We start from the raw sequence: 12,023 nt of genomic DNA, 5'->3' as shown, positions 1-12,023 counted from the left end.
GGTGATCACTGTGCGCTCACGACACGGGCCATACCGCCCGCACCGGTTTCCGGTGCACCCTTGGGAACCACGTATCCGCCCACCGGGACCTGGTCGGTGACCGCAACACCGCCGGTGATGCCAGTGGTCGCCGCCGATGGGATTTCCATGCCGTACACCGTGTCCGCTCCGGCCGCACCGGCTCCCGCGGCCACCAGATCGATGCCACCCAGACCGCCCGCCTGAACCGCGCCACCGGTCTGCACACCGCCACCGGCATTCCCACCGACCTGCACGCCACCACCGGTCTGCACACCGCCACCGGCATTCCCACCAACTTGCACACCACCGCCAGTCTGCACACCGCCACCGGCATTCCCACCGACCTGCACACCACCGCCAGTCTGCACACCGCCACCGGCATTCCCACCGACCTGCACACCACCACCGGTCTGCACACCGCCACCGGCGTCCCCACCGACCTGCACACCACCACCGGTCTGCACACCACCACCAGCAGTACCGCCGACCTCAGCACCACCGCTAGGGTTCCCACCGGTTTGCCCGCCTGCCCCGAGATCCCCGTTGCCACCGGCCTGGACACCGCCGCCGGCGTTCCCGCCGACCTGCACACCGCCACCGGTTTGCACGCCGGGATTCACGCTGATACTCGGTTGGGCGGACACGCCGGCATTGCCACCGCCCTGCACGCCGATACCCAACCCGGCTCCCCCGCCGCTGGGAGATCCATTACCCCCGCCCGCCGCGCCCGGTGCCGTGGTCACGGCGCCGCCGCCCGCCGCGTTCGCCCCGCCAGTGCCACCGATACCGACGTCGACACCGAGCCCGAGACCTACGCCCGGGGCGGGTGTCGTGGTCGTGGCGGGGTCCGCCACCGCCGACGAAGCGCTGAGCGCAACCGCGGCCGCCGCGACGACCACGGCTGTAAATGTTCTTGCCGACATCGTGAATCACTCCCAGACTTTGTAATTCGATACCCCTTCTTCGAATGTGTCAGGCCGTGTGTTACCTCGATTTGGAGGAGCTATGGTTATTCGGGAGCAATTCATACTGGACGCACGCTCAATTCCCCTCTGAGCCGTTATACGCGCCGATGCCATGCAAGCCGCCTCCTCAGGCCGATGGGTGGACCCGGTCTTCGCGCACACGATTGCTGTGCATGACACTGTCCACGAACGGCGGACATTCCTGCGCGGATTCCGAATCCGCGGCATGTACCGCTCACTGCGAGTTGGGATCGGCGAGCGCGATATCGGCGTCGTAGCCGGGCGCCAGAACGCCCTTACCGGCGAGGCCGTAGGGCATTGGTGTGTACAGCTGCGGCGGTCGCGCCCGTGTGAAACAGCGCCAGGACCACGCCAAGGTGCGACACATCTCCCCGGTGCCGCCTCCTGCCCTTGACCGAATCGCCGTTTCGGCCGGTTGCTGTCACGCGCTCCGCACCGAGCGGCGGTAGGCCGGTGACGCCGATGGCACCAGCCCGGTGAACGCTCACGCGTCGCTTTGCTGCTCGGTCACTACATGTTTGGCCCCTTGCTCCTCGTGCAGCCGACTGTTGATGACGTCATTGCCGCCCAAATGCCGGTACCCCGCACGGATTCAGCCGAGCAGGCTTCATCGGAGGCGTTCGACGGCAGGTGATCGAATGGGCATCCCGTCAGCACATGAATATTCACGATCAAATCGGGTAGGACCCGACCGGAAGTTTGATCGCTCCGAGGGGCTGACTCCCTGAATATTCGTCGCACCAGACCAGGAGGTTCGACATGCCGAAGGAATGGACTGCCAAGCAGGAACGCGAGTACGAACACATCAAGGATTCCGCGCGCAAGCGCGGCGCCAGCGCCGAACGCGCCAAGGAGATCGGCGCCCGCACCGTGAACAAGATCCGTGCTCGGGCCGGCCAGACGAAAACCGCCAGCCCGACCTCGATCAAGGGCAAGTCCCCGCAGCAGCGTGGCGGACAACGCTCCGGACACGGCGGCCCCAAAGGCCTCACTCGCGACCAGCTCTACAACGAGGCGAGGCAGCGAAATATCAAGGGCCGCTCCACCATGACCAAAGCCGAACTGGCCGAAGCACTCGGGAAGGACTGAGATCATGACCTCCGGACCCGGCACCACCGATCCCGAAGAGCCCGAAACCCGGCACGACGACGGCGAGCAGCAGGAAGCGAACGAGGACGCGCCGGCTACGACCGAAGATCAGGCCGCGAATATGGACTACGAGGGCGACACCCCGCACTGACCGCCCGACATGGACTCGTGAAGATCGGCCGATCCGGGTCACCAAGCGTAACAACGGATTCGAGTGGGGAGCGCCCCGAATTCGGGGTACTCCCCCACTCGATGGCAGACCGGACACAGCGATTGCAGCTCTGTGTCATTGACACCGATCCGGCGGCTATGTGCATTCGGATACCCGAACGGCATGGCAGCGGCTTTTTACCAGCGATACCAGCGATTACCGGACTCTGCTCCGCGGAACACGAAGCCCAGGGCCCAGATCACCAGGACGATCACCGCGACCCACCAGAGCGCCTTCAACGCGAAACCCGCTCCGAACAGAATCAGAGCCAGGAGCAGCACCAGCAGCAAAGCAACCATTTCTCTTACCTCCTGGCGGCCGGATACCCCGAGAGGAACGGCCTTAACAACACTTCCGGGCACGGGCCATGGGGCAGCCACTGAACACTCAATGTCCCTGCCGCACATCAGGAGTCAACCCTGCGCGGGTGCGTCGCCGACGCCACTCCAAGACCAGCACCGCAATGCCGGACACGATCAGCACACCGGACACAATCGCTCCCGCAACGGCCCATCTGGCGAACCCGTAGCCGGCAGCGACCAACGCGAGTGCCACTGCCAAGACGCCGAGACCGAGGAGAATCATCCCCGAGACGTTGAAGCCGTCTTCAACACCTTCGCCGCCATGTTTCCTGGGTTCACCTGATCGCCTGAACCCCGCCGACTGGTCGGACAGGCGCGTTGCCGCCGTACGTTCTTCCGTCATGACATGCCTCCATTCACACTCGGCTCGAGTGCCAGTCGATCGGCTGAGCAGCAGGAATATCGGAGATCTACCCCGAAGTTCGACCCCGAAACAGCCGCCTACGCGAATCCACTCCTGTGTATGCAGGTCAAAAGCGGGCAAACCGTATCCGCAGGTATCCGCCCAATCGAGAAAGGAAACGAGAGTGACCCGATTCGGATATACGCTGATGACCGAGCAGAGCGGCCCGGGAGTATCGCGGGTGACAGGGCAATTGCCGATCAGCTGGGATACCGACCGCGACAAGGCAATTCAGCGCGCGCACGAACAGTTCCGGTGGTCGGTAGGCGGCTGGGATGTCAACTCGAACCTGCCGACCCCGGCGAGCTTCGCCGCCGCGACACAGTTCGTGCGCCCCGAAGACCTCGCCGAGAAGATCGCCTGCGGACCCGATCTGGACGCCATCGTCGCCGCGGTACGGCCTTACCAGGACGCGGGCTTCACTGACGTCGCCCTGGTCCAGATCGGCGATGAACAACAGGACCGGTTCTTCGCCGAAGCGGCCGGACCGCTGCTGTCGAAACTCCGTGCCGCCGATGAAACTTCATAAATAGCTAATGCGTGCGCACACAGAGTCGGAACGGCGCACCCCGTCGCGGCGGCGCGCCGATTACCGCGCACTACGGGCTGGGTTGCGGCACATTGACATGGCAGTCAGCGACTTTCGGGTTCACACCCATGTAGTTCAGGGGCCCGGCGATGATCGTCACCGCGATGGTTCCGCTGCTCGCGCAGTTGGTCGGCGCGCTGTCGTAGTAGTGACGCTGCCCGGCGGCGACGGCACCGATGATCAGCCAGACGATGACCAGCACCGCGACGATGCCGCCTATCCCCACCGCCGGACCTCCGCGCATTCTCCGGCCGCTGTTCGCATATGCACTCATTTTCTCTCTCCGTACCTGAATCCTGCAGTGTTAGTGCAGTTTTCAGCAGTGGTGGCATCGTTCGCCGACCGCACAGCCGGTCTCGATCCGTACCTCGACCTCCTGGTCGAACCCCGGATACCCCGCATACATCTGCTCTAACGTGACGACCTCGGAGCACAGGTTCCCGCTGCCGAACACGCGCATCGGCTGGATGTTTGCGGTGCGCACGATCATCACCTTCCTACTGGTCGCCCTCCTGCAGAACACCCAGGCCCGCACAGACCACGCCACCCAGCAGAAATTCAACACCGTAGCCGACGCGCTCGCCGATCTGATGGGCGAACTCAGCCGCAACTACCCCGAGCTGGAACACCACCGCAACGAACTCACCGACGCCGTCGGCCTGGAAAACCGAGAAGGCTCCCGGTAGCGACGCAACACCGGGCGACTCAGCGCTGCGCGCGCTGACCATGATCTGTCGGCGCTTCAACAGGCAGCGCCGACATCTATCAGGTCGTCGAGAAGCTCTCCGACGTCGCCGAAGCCTTGATCGTCGGGGACACAATCTATACCTTCGAATATCGTTGTGTCACATGAACACTCGCCGAATCCGGGAAGCGCGGGTTGAATTGAGCCGCTCCTCACCCCTGGTCAATGGAGTGGCGCACATACCTCCCACCGGCGGGCACCATTCAGTGCACACTCGTACACTGAATCCATGATGGAGTCGATGCAGCGGCGAGCGGAGATCCGAGAACTCGCGCATCTCGCAGGCGATGAACTCGGGGGTGCGATCGACGGGATCGGGACCGTGCACCGAGCGGTCAGCGATCATGTATTCGCGGCGGCGTCGTGGGGTATCGGCCCGGCCGCGCGGCCGGTCAAGACTGTGTACGATGCCATCACCTCGGGGGTGTACCGGGTGGTGAGCGCAGGCGCGGTCGCGGCCGGATCAGTGGGGGAACTCGCGGCAGAGCTCCCCGGACTTCCCACCCCCTCACGCACCGTGTACGGATCGGGCCTGATCGCCACACTCCAGGGGCTGATCGGCGACAATCTCGAGCAGGAGCGGCCGATCCTGGCCTCGCCCATGACTTTTCGCGTCGACGGCGCACCTGTCGGCCCGCGAGGCCTCGGTGCGGTGGTGGCGAATCCGCGCCCGCGGATCGTGGTCTTCCTCCATGGGCTGGTGGAGACCGAGCATGCATGGCGCCTCGGCGGGCGACCCAGTTACGCCGAGCGACTCGACTCCGATCTCGACCGCACCACCCTGATGGTGCGATACAACAGCGGCTTGCACATCGCCGAGAACGCCCGCCAGCTCGACGCACTCCTGCGGGAACTGTTCGCGCACTGGCCGGTCGAGGTGCGGGAGATCGCACTGGTCTGCCATTCGATGGGTGGCCTGATCGCACGCGGCGCGTGCCACGAAGCGGACGGCGAACAGCAGGACTGGGTGCGCCGAGTCCGCCAGATCGTCTGCCTGGGTTCCCCGCATCTGGGCGCGCCCCTCGAACAGTTTGTCCACTACGCCTCCGCAGTCCTGGACCAAGTGCCCGAGACCCGCCCGTTCGCCCGCCTGCTGCGCCGTCGCAGTGCCGGAATCCGCGATCTGCGCCAGGGCTCACTGGTGGACGTGGACTGGCAGGACCTCGATGTGGATGCCCTGCGGCGCAAAGCCATTCAGGAGGTTCCACTCCTGCCCGGCGCCGACCACTATTTCGTCACCGCATCCATCACCCGCAGTCCACGACACCCACTCGGCCGCCTCATCGGCGACGGCCTGGTCCTGCCCAGCAGCGGGTCCGGGCGAAACCGTGCCCGGCGCCTCGGATTCGACGACGCCAACGGCCTGCACCTGCCCGGCGCGAACCATTTCAGCCTGCTCAACCACGAGGCGGTCTACAGCGCTCTCCGGAGCTGGCTCGGCGACTGGCCCGAAGCGTCGATCACGTCGACTACGCCCTCGCGGGGCGACGAATCATAGTTTCCATCAACGTGATCGAGCGCCAACTACTTCGAGATCAATCCGCCGATCACCGTGACGAACTCGGGCGCGCCCGGTCACGGGTTCGATTCCCTTCCGCGCCTGCCGAATTCGGAGACTGTCATACTGCCTGGGCGGCGGGTGTTCCGCTATGATCGCCCCACCCAGGCCATCCACCGATGTTGAATCGCACTCACGCGATTCACCCGCCCAGGCCGTCTGCGGGCTGCACCGCGGACCATCACGCGAACTACTTCTTGGGCACCAGCACACCGGTCAGATCTGCGTTTTTGATCGGGGTGTCGGGGTTCGCCTGCGCACGACACATGAGCGTGATGGCGGTGATCGCACCGTCTACGGTGTCGCTGTTCGGCGTAGAGGTGGTGAGTTTCGTATCGTTCTGTAGGTACTTGCGCACGGTGACGTGCTGTTTGTCGCTGTCCTGCGCCACGAATTCGCTGCACGGCGTTTCGCCGCCCTTGTTCACAGCCTCTTTCGCTTGGTCACAACCGGTGGTCAGCATGGCTGTCAGAAGAACGGCGGCCAGCGGCGCGCCCGCCAAAGTACGGCGTATTCCTCGATACGGCATCAGAAGTCCTCCATCGTCAGTGGCCGAGTTGCCCGGTAGAGCCTGCATCAATGACTTCGCCCTCCCAAGGTCTGCACGCACTCCCGGGCTCGGAACTCTGTGCGGCGATCTTGCAATAGCCAGAAAAGTGGTCCCCAAACCCCGGTGTGCCCGCACGCCCGCAGGAGTCGTCGCGATTCAGTGCTCGGGGTCGGCAGCGGGCAGGCGCAGCGTGAATGCGGCCCCGTGACCGGGCGCGCCATCGACAATGATGCTTCCGTGATGGGCATCGACGACGTCCCGGACCAGCGCGAGACCGATGCCGTACGGCCGGGCTCCGGCACTGTGGCCGTCACCGTGCGCGAAACGGCGGAACAACCGCTCGGCATGACGCGGATCGAGTCCCGCGCCGGTGTCGGAAACCGTGACCTCGACGTCGGCACCGGCACGGGCTACGCCCAAGGTGACTGTGCCGCCCGGACTTTCGTGATTGAGCGCATTGTCGGTCAAGGCAAAGATGGCCCGTCGCAACGCAGGGCGGACTCCGTCGACGAACGCGGGCTCCGGCGAGAGGACCACCTCGACCGCGATATCGCGGGAACTCGCGTGCGCGACAACACTTTCCCGAACTTCCCGGCACAGCTCCGCCAGGTCGACCCGCTCGGTCCGGGCCGGCTCACGCTCGGCGGCAGCGACAGTCAGCAGATCGTCGACGATATCGGAGAGCGCACGAGTATCGGCGACCAAGCCGTGCAACTGGTCGGCGACCACGGCGTCGAGATCCTCGCGTTCCGCTCGGCGGGCCAGCAGCTGCGCGCGCGTGTGCAACACGGTCAGCGGTGCGCGCAACTCGTGCGACGCATCGGCGACGAAACGCCGTTGGAGTTCCAGGGCTGCGACCAACGGCCGGATCGCACGCCGGGAGAGCAGCACCGACACGGCGCCCGCCGATACCAGGCCGGCAATCTCCGCGATCAGCAGCGCCTCCAGCAACCGGTCCCGGCTCTGCTGCCACTGTGTCAGATCCGTCAGCACGGCGACCCTGCGATTGTGGCGCTGGACGATCACCAGCGCGCGATAGTCGACGTCGTTCGAACTCAGGTCGTGATAGCCGGTGGGGCCGGTAACCAAGGCCGTCATCGGCGCGGGCGCGTGTGCGCTGAGGAGAATCGATCCGTCCGGTCGCGCGATGGCGAGCGACATTCCCGGAGGAGGGTCGTCCACATCGTCGACCTGAGCGGCCACCTCGGACAACAGCGCATCGATCTGACGGGACTGGATGTGCGAATCGACCACGTAGAAAACAACACCGACGAGCAGCAGCACCGCGCCCAGCGCGAGCGTTGTCTGCACCGCCGCCATACGCGTGGTGCGCCGCAGCAGCACAGCCTCGGGCGAGAGTTCGACAGGCAGGCGGCGGCCCGTCTTCATCGGGTGCCCAGCCGATATCCGACCCCGCGCACGGTGTCGATCGCCGTGCGGCCGAGTTTGCGCCGCAGGTAGTGCACATATGTATCGACGGTGCCGCCGGTGTCGGCCCGATCGAACACCAACTCCAGCAACTGCTGACGGGTGAACACCTGTCGCGGCGACCGGGCCAGCACCGTCAGCAATGCGCACTCGCGCTCGGAGAGCGCCACCTCGGCCGTACGGCCGCCCGGATCGACCACGGTCCGAGACGCCGGCACCAGCAGCCGCGCGCCGACCGGCAGCGCGGCCAGCGCGGTCAACTGCCGGCGATGCAGCGCCCGCACCCGGGCCAGCAGCTCCGGAATCTCGAACGGCTTCACCAGATAGTCCTCGGCGCCGGCGTCCAGACCCTCGACCCGATCGGCCAATGTGCCGCGCGCGGTGAGCACCAGCGCCGGTGTGTTGACGCCGCGACCACGCAAGGCCCGCAACAGGTCCAAGCCCTCCAGGACCGGTATCCCCCGGTCGATGATCAATACCTCGAATTCGAGAGTCAATGCCGCATGTAGTCCGCGCTGACCGTCGGGGGCGATCGTGATCCGGTAGCCCTCCTCGGTCAGCAGCGCGGAGAGCATCTCGGCCAATTGGCGATCGTCCTCGACCAGCAGCACCCGCGGCGCGGTGGTCTCCGATGTCGTCATGGGAACCAGCCTGCCACTTTCCGCTCCCATCGGGTGATCCGCAGCTACCTCCCAGTCGAATTCTCAGAGCGCTCCAAGAACCGTCGCGGATGCTGAAGCCATCGGCCACCGCAGACATCTCGTCCGAACATCGAGGAGCAGGTAGACATGGCCCAACTACATCCGCACCGGCGATCCGGCCGCACCGCGACGCTGGCATTGGCCGTGGTCAGCGTCGCGGGCACGCTCGGCGTCTCCGTGCTCGCCTACAGCAGCACGCACAGTTCCGCCGCACCTGCGACCTCGGACACCGGTTCGACCACAGCATCCGATTCGAGCAGCGCACCCGAGTCCGGCACCGCACCACAGATCAGCAGCGGATCCGGGTCCTCGCACGCGCGGTCGCACGGGTCATGATGGCAACCCGAACCGGCGAAATCCGAACCGGTGACACCGCTTTCGCCGAATGGTCGGTATGGAGCACCACGGCACGGTTGGTGGTGACGAACCCACGGTCGCTGCCTGCTGCGCGAACGCTGGTGTGCGAGCATCTGATTGCCGTCGACCGTGCCTGCAGCCGGTTTCGTGCCGACTCGGAGATTTCACGGCTGGCCGCCCACGGCGGCGGGTCATTCCCGGTCAGCGAGCTGTGCGCCGAATACCTGCGTGCCGCGCTGACAGTCGCGGCGCAGACCGATGGGGACGTGGACCCGACGGTCGGCGCGGCACTGGTGGAGCTCGGCTACGACCGCGATTGGGAACTCATCGCCGGCTCCGACACCGGTGCGTCGGTGCCGCTGACCATCACTCGCCGAGCCGACTGGACACAGGTGATGCTCGACGAGCGAATCGTCACAATGCCCGCCGGTTTTCAGCTCGATCTGGGCGCTACCGCCAAAGCGGTCGCGGCGGACCGGTGTGCGCGCCTGGTCACCGAGCGGCTCGGCTGCGGAGTGCTGGTCAGCCTGGGTGGCGATATCGCCACTGCGGGACCCGCGCCGGTAAGCGGTTGGCAGATCCTGGTTCAGGACGACCCGGGCGAACCGGCCTGCCAGGTGCGACTGCCGGCCGGCGCCGCCCTGGCCACCTCCAGCACGCTGCGCCGGCGGTGGTGGCGCGGCGGCCTCGCGGTGCATCACATCGTGGACCCACGCACCGGTGCGGCAGCCGAAACCTGCTGGCGCACTGTGACGGTCGCCGCCGAAACCTGTCTGACCGCGAATGCGGCCAGCACCGCGAGCATTGTTCGCGGCCGCGATGCGCTGGGCAAGCTGCGCCGATCCGGACTGCCCGCGCGGCTGGTGGATCGAACAGGGCGGGTCGTCACTGTCGGCGCGTGGCCCACGGAACCGGAAGGGCGGAGTATCTGATGGGACAGACCGGGATGGACCAGGCGCTGTGGGCGTTCGGACGAGGTACCGGAATCATCGCGCTCGTCCTGCTCACCGTGTCGGTAGCGCTGGGCGTCGCCGCGCGCTCGGGTCGAGCCGTGTTGCTGCCGCGGGCCGGGCTCGCCGAATTCCATCGCGGCGCGGCGCTGACCGCGGCAGTGCTCGTTGTCATCCATGTGTCGAGCCTGCTGATCGATCCGTACGCACAACTGCGCCTGCTGGATGTACTGGTGCCCTTCGCCGGGCAGCGCCGGGCGATCTGGCTGGGGCTGGGCACCGTCGCGGTGGATCTGCTCGTCGCGGTCACGGTCACCGCACTGCTCCGACATCGATTGGGTCCCAACATCTTCCGAATGGTGCACTACGCAACCTATGCGCTCTGGCCGATCGCGTTCGCCCACGCGCTCGGCACCGGCACCGACGCCGGCCGCCCGTGGATGCTGTCGATCGCCGCGTCCTGCCTGCTCACCGTCACCGCCGCCGTGATGTGGCGCCTCAACCGCGAATTCGATGTGTACCGCCGCACACCCGAACGGAGCTTCCGATGAACAGCGCCCGCACCGCTGCCCCACCACGCGGCGTACGCCGCCTGCTGGTCGCGGCGAATCCCGATCTGAATGCCCACCTCACCGCCTACGGACCGCTCCCTGCGGGTCAGGCCGCCACCCTCATCGACGCCGTGGCCGCCGCCGGGCTGCGCGGTCGCGGCGGCGCGGCATTCCCGGCCGCGCGCAAGCTGGCCGCGGTCGCCGCCGGCTCCCGCCCGATCGTCATCGCCAATGGCGCCGAAGGCGAACCCGAAAGCAGCAAGGACGCCGTCCTGCTCACCCGCGCACCGCATCTGGTGCTCGACGGTCTGGCGGCCGCCGCGGACGCGGCCGGGGCCCGCGAATGTCATCTGTACGCCCCGGAGCCCGCACTCGTCTCGGTGCGGCGCGCACTCGCCGAACGCCGGGCAGCCGGATACGACCGGCATCGCGTCGAACTCACCACTGCCGCAGGACATTTCCTCGACGGTGAGAAGACCGCGGTGATCAATCGGATCGCCGGGCGGGCGGCCCTGCCCAGCGATCAGTTGGTGAGTACCTCGCGGGCCGGACTGCGCGGTCGCCCGACCCTGGTTCACAATGTCGAGACGCTCGCGCACATTGCCCTGATCGCCCGGTACGGCGCCCGCTGGTTTCGCGAATTCGGCACCGCCGACGAACCCGGCACCATGCTCGTCACCCTGTCCGGCGCCGGCGTCTTCGAGGTACCACTGGGCATGCCGCTACCGGACCTGATCGCCTACGCCGGGTACACCGATCCGAGGGCCGTGCGCGCGGTGCTGATCGGCGGATACCACGGCGCGTGGATTCCCGCCGGGGCGCTCCGGAGCACCACGTTATCGGCCGCGGCGTTGCGTCCGCTGCACGCTTCGCCGGGAGCGGGCATCATCCGAGTGCTGCCCACCACCGAATGCGGGTTGCGCGCCGCCGCCGAGATCACCTCCTACCTCGCCGACCAGAGCGCGGGCCAATGCGGACCGTGCCGCTTCGGATTACCCGCCTTGGCAACAACTCTCGCCGACCTGGCCGCAGGACGGCCCACCGATGTCCACGAAATCGCCCGGCTCGCCGGACTCGTCGACGGCCGCGGCGCCTGCCATCATCCCGACGGCACCGCACGATTCGTCCGCTCCACCCTCGCAGTCTTCGCTGACGACGTCCGCGCGCATCAGCACGGCACCTGCCGAATCGCCTATGCCGCAACGAGAACGCTGGCGCCCCGATGACTCACCCCGACTCCGGTGACCGCGATTGGGAACTGCATATCGACTGGACCCGCTGCGCAGCACGCGGCTTGTGCAGCGATCTGCTCCCCGAAACCCTGTCCCGCGACGACTGGGGTTACCCGATCTCGCGCGATGGCCGCCGCCGGCCGCGCCTGGCGGCGGCACAGACCGCCGCCGCCCGCGATGCCGTAGAACTGTGCCCACGCCTGGCGCTTCGCTTGCTTCCGCCACACCGCGATTGACACGTTTCACGTCGACCCGTGCTCGTCCGAGATTGTGGCGAGGGTCAGACACTG

The 12,023-nt window shown here is 66.7% G+C and carries 18 protein-coding genes and 1 pseudogene; 10 read left to right on the top strand and 9 right to left on the bottom strand.

What is annotated here, in order from left to right:
- Nucleotides 1-5: 5 nt before the first annotated feature.
- A complete protein-coding gene (locus ABZX86_RS36290) occupies nucleotides 6-944 on the bottom strand; it encodes a hypothetical protein (protein WP_355130339.1) in 939 nt (312 codons plus the stop codon).
- 277 nt (nucleotides 945-1,221) lie between these two features.
- Nucleotides 1,222-1,374, bottom strand: coding sequence for a hypothetical protein (locus tag ABZX86_RS36285; protein ID WP_355130337.1), 153 nt, complete (start codon nucleotides 1,372-1,374; stop codon nucleotides 1,222-1,224).
- 392 nt (nucleotides 1,375-1,766) lie between these two features.
- On the opposite strand from ABZX86_RS36285, the gene ABZX86_RS36280 reads away from it, so the two are divergent.
- Nucleotides 1,767-2,096, top strand: coding sequence for a plasmid stabilization protein (locus tag ABZX86_RS36280; protein WP_355130336.1), 330 nt, complete (start codon nucleotides 1,767-1,769; stop codon nucleotides 2,094-2,096).
- A 4-nt stretch (nucleotides 2,097-2,100) separates the two neighbouring features.
- Complete coding sequence (locus ABZX86_RS36275; protein ID WP_355130334.1) at nucleotides 2,101-2,247, top strand: hypothetical protein; 147 nt, start codon at nucleotides 2,101-2,103, stop codon at nucleotides 2,245-2,247.
- 197 nt (nucleotides 2,248-2,444) lie between these two features.
- Here ABZX86_RS36275 and ABZX86_RS36270 read toward each other — a convergent pair whose 3' ends face one another.
- Nucleotides 2,445-2,606: a hypothetical protein gene (locus tag ABZX86_RS36270; protein ID WP_355130332.1), complete on the bottom strand. Its 162-nt coding sequence runs from the start codon at nucleotides 2,604-2,606 to the stop codon at nucleotides 2,445-2,447.
- Between the two features lie 88 nt (nucleotides 2,607-2,694).
- Nucleotides 2,695-3,012 carry a hypothetical protein gene (locus tag ABZX86_RS36265; protein WP_355130331.1) on the bottom strand — a complete coding sequence of 106 codons (318 nt, stop codon included), beginning with the start codon at nucleotides 3,010-3,012 and terminating at the stop codon, nucleotides 2,695-2,697.
- A gap of 226 nt (nucleotides 3,013-3,238) precedes the next feature.
- On the opposite strand from ABZX86_RS36265, the pseudogene ABZX86_RS36260 reads away from it, so the two are divergent.
- A pseudogene (locus ABZX86_RS36260) lies at nucleotides 3,239-3,601 on the top strand (LLM class F420-dependent oxidoreductase); the annotation flags it as partial.
- 70 nt (nucleotides 3,602-3,671) lie between these two features.
- Here ABZX86_RS36260 and ABZX86_RS36255 read toward each other — a convergent pair.
- A complete protein-coding gene (locus ABZX86_RS36255) occupies nucleotides 3,672-3,905 on the bottom strand; it encodes a hypothetical protein (protein ID WP_355130564.1) in 234 nt (77 codons plus the stop codon).
- 72 nt (nucleotides 3,906-3,977) lie between these two features.
- Nucleotides 3,978-4,145, bottom strand: a complete 168-nt coding sequence (locus ABZX86_RS36250) for a hypothetical protein (protein ID WP_355130329.1) — start codon at nucleotides 4,143-4,145, stop codon at nucleotides 3,978-3,980.
- Between ABZX86_RS36250 and ABZX86_RS36245 the strand changes: the two genes are divergently transcribed.
- Together ABZX86_RS36245 and ABZX86_RS36240 are read left to right on the top strand one after the other, a co-directional pair.
- Nucleotides 4,138-4,347 carry a hypothetical protein gene (locus ABZX86_RS36245; RefSeq protein ID WP_355130327.1) on the top strand — a complete coding sequence of 70 codons (210 nt, stop codon included), beginning with the start codon at nucleotides 4,138-4,140 and terminating at the stop codon, nucleotides 4,345-4,347. The two genes, ABZX86_RS36250 and ABZX86_RS36245, sit on opposite strands and share 8 nt — an antisense overlap.
- 288 nt (nucleotides 4,348-4,635) lie before the next feature.
- Nucleotides 4,636-5,904 (top strand): alpha/beta hydrolase, encoded by a 1,269-nt coding sequence (locus ABZX86_RS36240; protein WP_355130325.1) that lies wholly within the window; start codon nucleotides 4,636-4,638, stop codon nucleotides 5,902-5,904.
- A gap of 250 nt (nucleotides 5,905-6,154) precedes the next feature.
- Here the strand turns inward: ABZX86_RS36240 and ABZX86_RS36235 are convergent, their stop codons facing one another.
- The 3 genes from ABZX86_RS36235 to ABZX86_RS36225 form a co-directional block, all read right to left on the bottom strand.
- Nucleotides 6,155-6,541 carry a hypothetical protein gene (locus tag ABZX86_RS36235; RefSeq protein ID WP_355130323.1) on the bottom strand — a complete coding sequence of 129 codons (387 nt, stop codon included), beginning with the start codon at nucleotides 6,539-6,541 and terminating at the stop codon, nucleotides 6,155-6,157.
- 129 nt (nucleotides 6,542-6,670) lie between these two features.
- Nucleotides 6,671-7,903, bottom strand: a complete 1,233-nt coding sequence (locus ABZX86_RS36230) for a HAMP domain-containing sensor histidine kinase (RefSeq protein WP_355130321.1) — start codon at nucleotides 7,901-7,903, stop codon at nucleotides 6,671-6,673.
- Complete coding sequence (locus ABZX86_RS36225) at nucleotides 7,900-8,583, bottom strand: response regulator transcription factor (protein ID WP_355130319.1); 684 nt, start codon at nucleotides 8,581-8,583, stop codon at nucleotides 7,900-7,902. Before ABZX86_RS36225 ends, ABZX86_RS36230 begins: the two co-directional genes overlap by 4 nt.
- A 147-nt stretch (nucleotides 8,584-8,730) precedes the next feature.
- Between ABZX86_RS36225 and ABZX86_RS36220 the strand changes: the two genes are divergently transcribed.
- The 5 genes from ABZX86_RS36220 to ABZX86_RS36200 are packed head-to-tail and all read left to right on the top strand — an operon-like array spanning nucleotide 8,731 to nucleotide 11,969.
- A complete protein-coding gene (locus tag ABZX86_RS36220) occupies nucleotides 8,731-8,979 on the top strand; it encodes a hypothetical protein (RefSeq protein WP_355130317.1) in 249 nt (82 codons plus the stop codon).
- Entirely contained in the window at nucleotides 8,976-9,932 is a 957-nt protein-coding gene (locus ABZX86_RS36215; protein WP_355130315.1) for an FAD:protein FMN transferase, read from the top strand. The genes ABZX86_RS36220 and ABZX86_RS36215 overlap by 4 nt, the downstream gene beginning before the upstream one ends.
- The gene (locus ABZX86_RS36210) at nucleotides 9,932-10,501 is read left to right on the top strand and encodes a ferric reductase-like transmembrane domain-containing protein (RefSeq protein WP_355130313.1); all 570 of its coding nucleotides are present in this window, start codon (nucleotides 9,932-9,934) and stop codon (nucleotides 10,499-10,501) included. The genes ABZX86_RS36215 and ABZX86_RS36210 overlap by 1 nt, the downstream gene beginning before the upstream one ends.
- Nucleotides 10,498-11,727, top strand: coding sequence for an NADH-ubiquinone oxidoreductase-F iron-sulfur binding region domain-containing protein (locus ABZX86_RS36205; RefSeq protein ID WP_355130311.1), 1,230 nt, complete (start codon nucleotides 10,498-10,500; stop codon nucleotides 11,725-11,727). The genes ABZX86_RS36210 and ABZX86_RS36205 overlap by 4 nt, the downstream gene beginning before the upstream one ends.
- Nucleotides 11,724-11,969, top strand: coding sequence for a ferredoxin (locus ABZX86_RS36200; protein WP_355130309.1), 246 nt, complete (start codon nucleotides 11,724-11,726; stop codon nucleotides 11,967-11,969). The genes ABZX86_RS36205 and ABZX86_RS36200 overlap by 4 nt, the downstream gene beginning before the upstream one ends.
- The last annotated feature ends 54 nt before the right edge of the window (nucleotides 11,970-12,023 follow it).

This window comes from Nocardia sp. NPDC006630, assembly GCF_040611495.1.
Taxonomy (GTDB): Bacteria; Actinomycetota; Actinomycetes; order Mycobacteriales; family Mycobacteriaceae; genus Nocardia.
Note: the sequence above shows the minus strand (reverse complement) of the source record. Positions and strands in the feature narration are given on the sequence as shown.

What these genes read in the sequence shown, in the direction of transcription:
- ABZX86_RS36290 (WP_355130339.1), bottom strand. Translation starts at nt 944, where the DNA reads ATGTCGGCAAGAACATTTACAGCCGTGGTCGTCGCGGCGGCCGCGGTT.
- ABZX86_RS36285 (WP_355130337.1), bottom strand. Translation starts at nt 1,374, where the DNA reads ATGTGTCGCACCTTGGCGTGGTCCTGGCGCTGTTTCACACGGGCGCGA.
- ABZX86_RS36280 (WP_355130336.1), top strand. Translation starts at nt 1,767, where the DNA reads ATGCCGAAGGAATGGACTGCCAAGCAGGAACGCGAGTACGAACACATC.
- ABZX86_RS36275 (WP_355130334.1), top strand. Translation starts at nt 2,101, where the DNA reads ATGACCTCCGGACCCGGCACCACCGATCCCGAAGAGCCCGAAACCCGG.
- ABZX86_RS36270 (WP_355130332.1), bottom strand. Translation starts at nt 2,606, where the DNA reads ATGGTTGCTTTGCTGCTGGTGCTGCTCCTGGCTCTGATTCTGTTCGGA.
- ABZX86_RS36265 (WP_355130331.1), bottom strand. Translation starts at nt 3,012, where the DNA reads ATGACGGAAGAACGTACGGCGGCAACGCGCCTGTCCGACCAGTCGGCG.
- ABZX86_RS36255 (WP_355130564.1), bottom strand. Translation starts at nt 3,905, where the DNA reads ATGCGCGGAGGTCCGGCGGTGGGGATAGGCGGCATCGTCGCGGTGCTG.
- ABZX86_RS36240 (WP_355130325.1), top strand. Translation starts at nt 4,636, where the DNA reads ATGATGGAGTCGATGCAGCGGCGAGCGGAGATCCGAGAACTCGCGCAT.
- ABZX86_RS36235 (WP_355130323.1), bottom strand. Translation starts at nt 6,541, where the DNA reads ATGCAGGCTCTACCGGGCAACTCGGCCACTGACGATGGAGGACTTCTG.
- ABZX86_RS36230 (WP_355130321.1), bottom strand. Translation starts at nt 7,903, where the DNA reads ATGAAGACGGGCCGCCGCCTGCCTGTCGAACTCTCGCCCGAGGCTGTG.
- ABZX86_RS36225 (WP_355130319.1), bottom strand. Translation starts at nt 8,583, where the DNA reads ATGACGACATCGGAGACCACCGCGCCGCGGGTGCTGCTGGTCGAGGAC.
- ABZX86_RS36220 (WP_355130317.1), top strand. Translation starts at nt 8,731, where the DNA reads ATGGCCCAACTACATCCGCACCGGCGATCCGGCCGCACCGCGACGCTG.
- ABZX86_RS36215 (WP_355130315.1), top strand. Translation starts at nt 8,976, where the DNA reads ATGATGGCAACCCGAACCGGCGAAATCCGAACCGGTGACACCGCTTTC.
- ABZX86_RS36210 (WP_355130313.1), top strand. Translation starts at nt 9,932, where the DNA reads ATGGGACAGACCGGGATGGACCAGGCGCTGTGGGCGTTCGGACGAGGT.
- ABZX86_RS36205 (WP_355130311.1), top strand. Translation starts at nt 10,498, where the DNA reads ATGAACAGCGCCCGCACCGCTGCCCCACCACGCGGCGTACGCCGCCTG.
- ABZX86_RS36200 (WP_355130309.1), top strand. Translation starts at nt 11,724, where the DNA reads ATGACTCACCCCGACTCCGGTGACCGCGATTGGGAACTGCATATCGAC.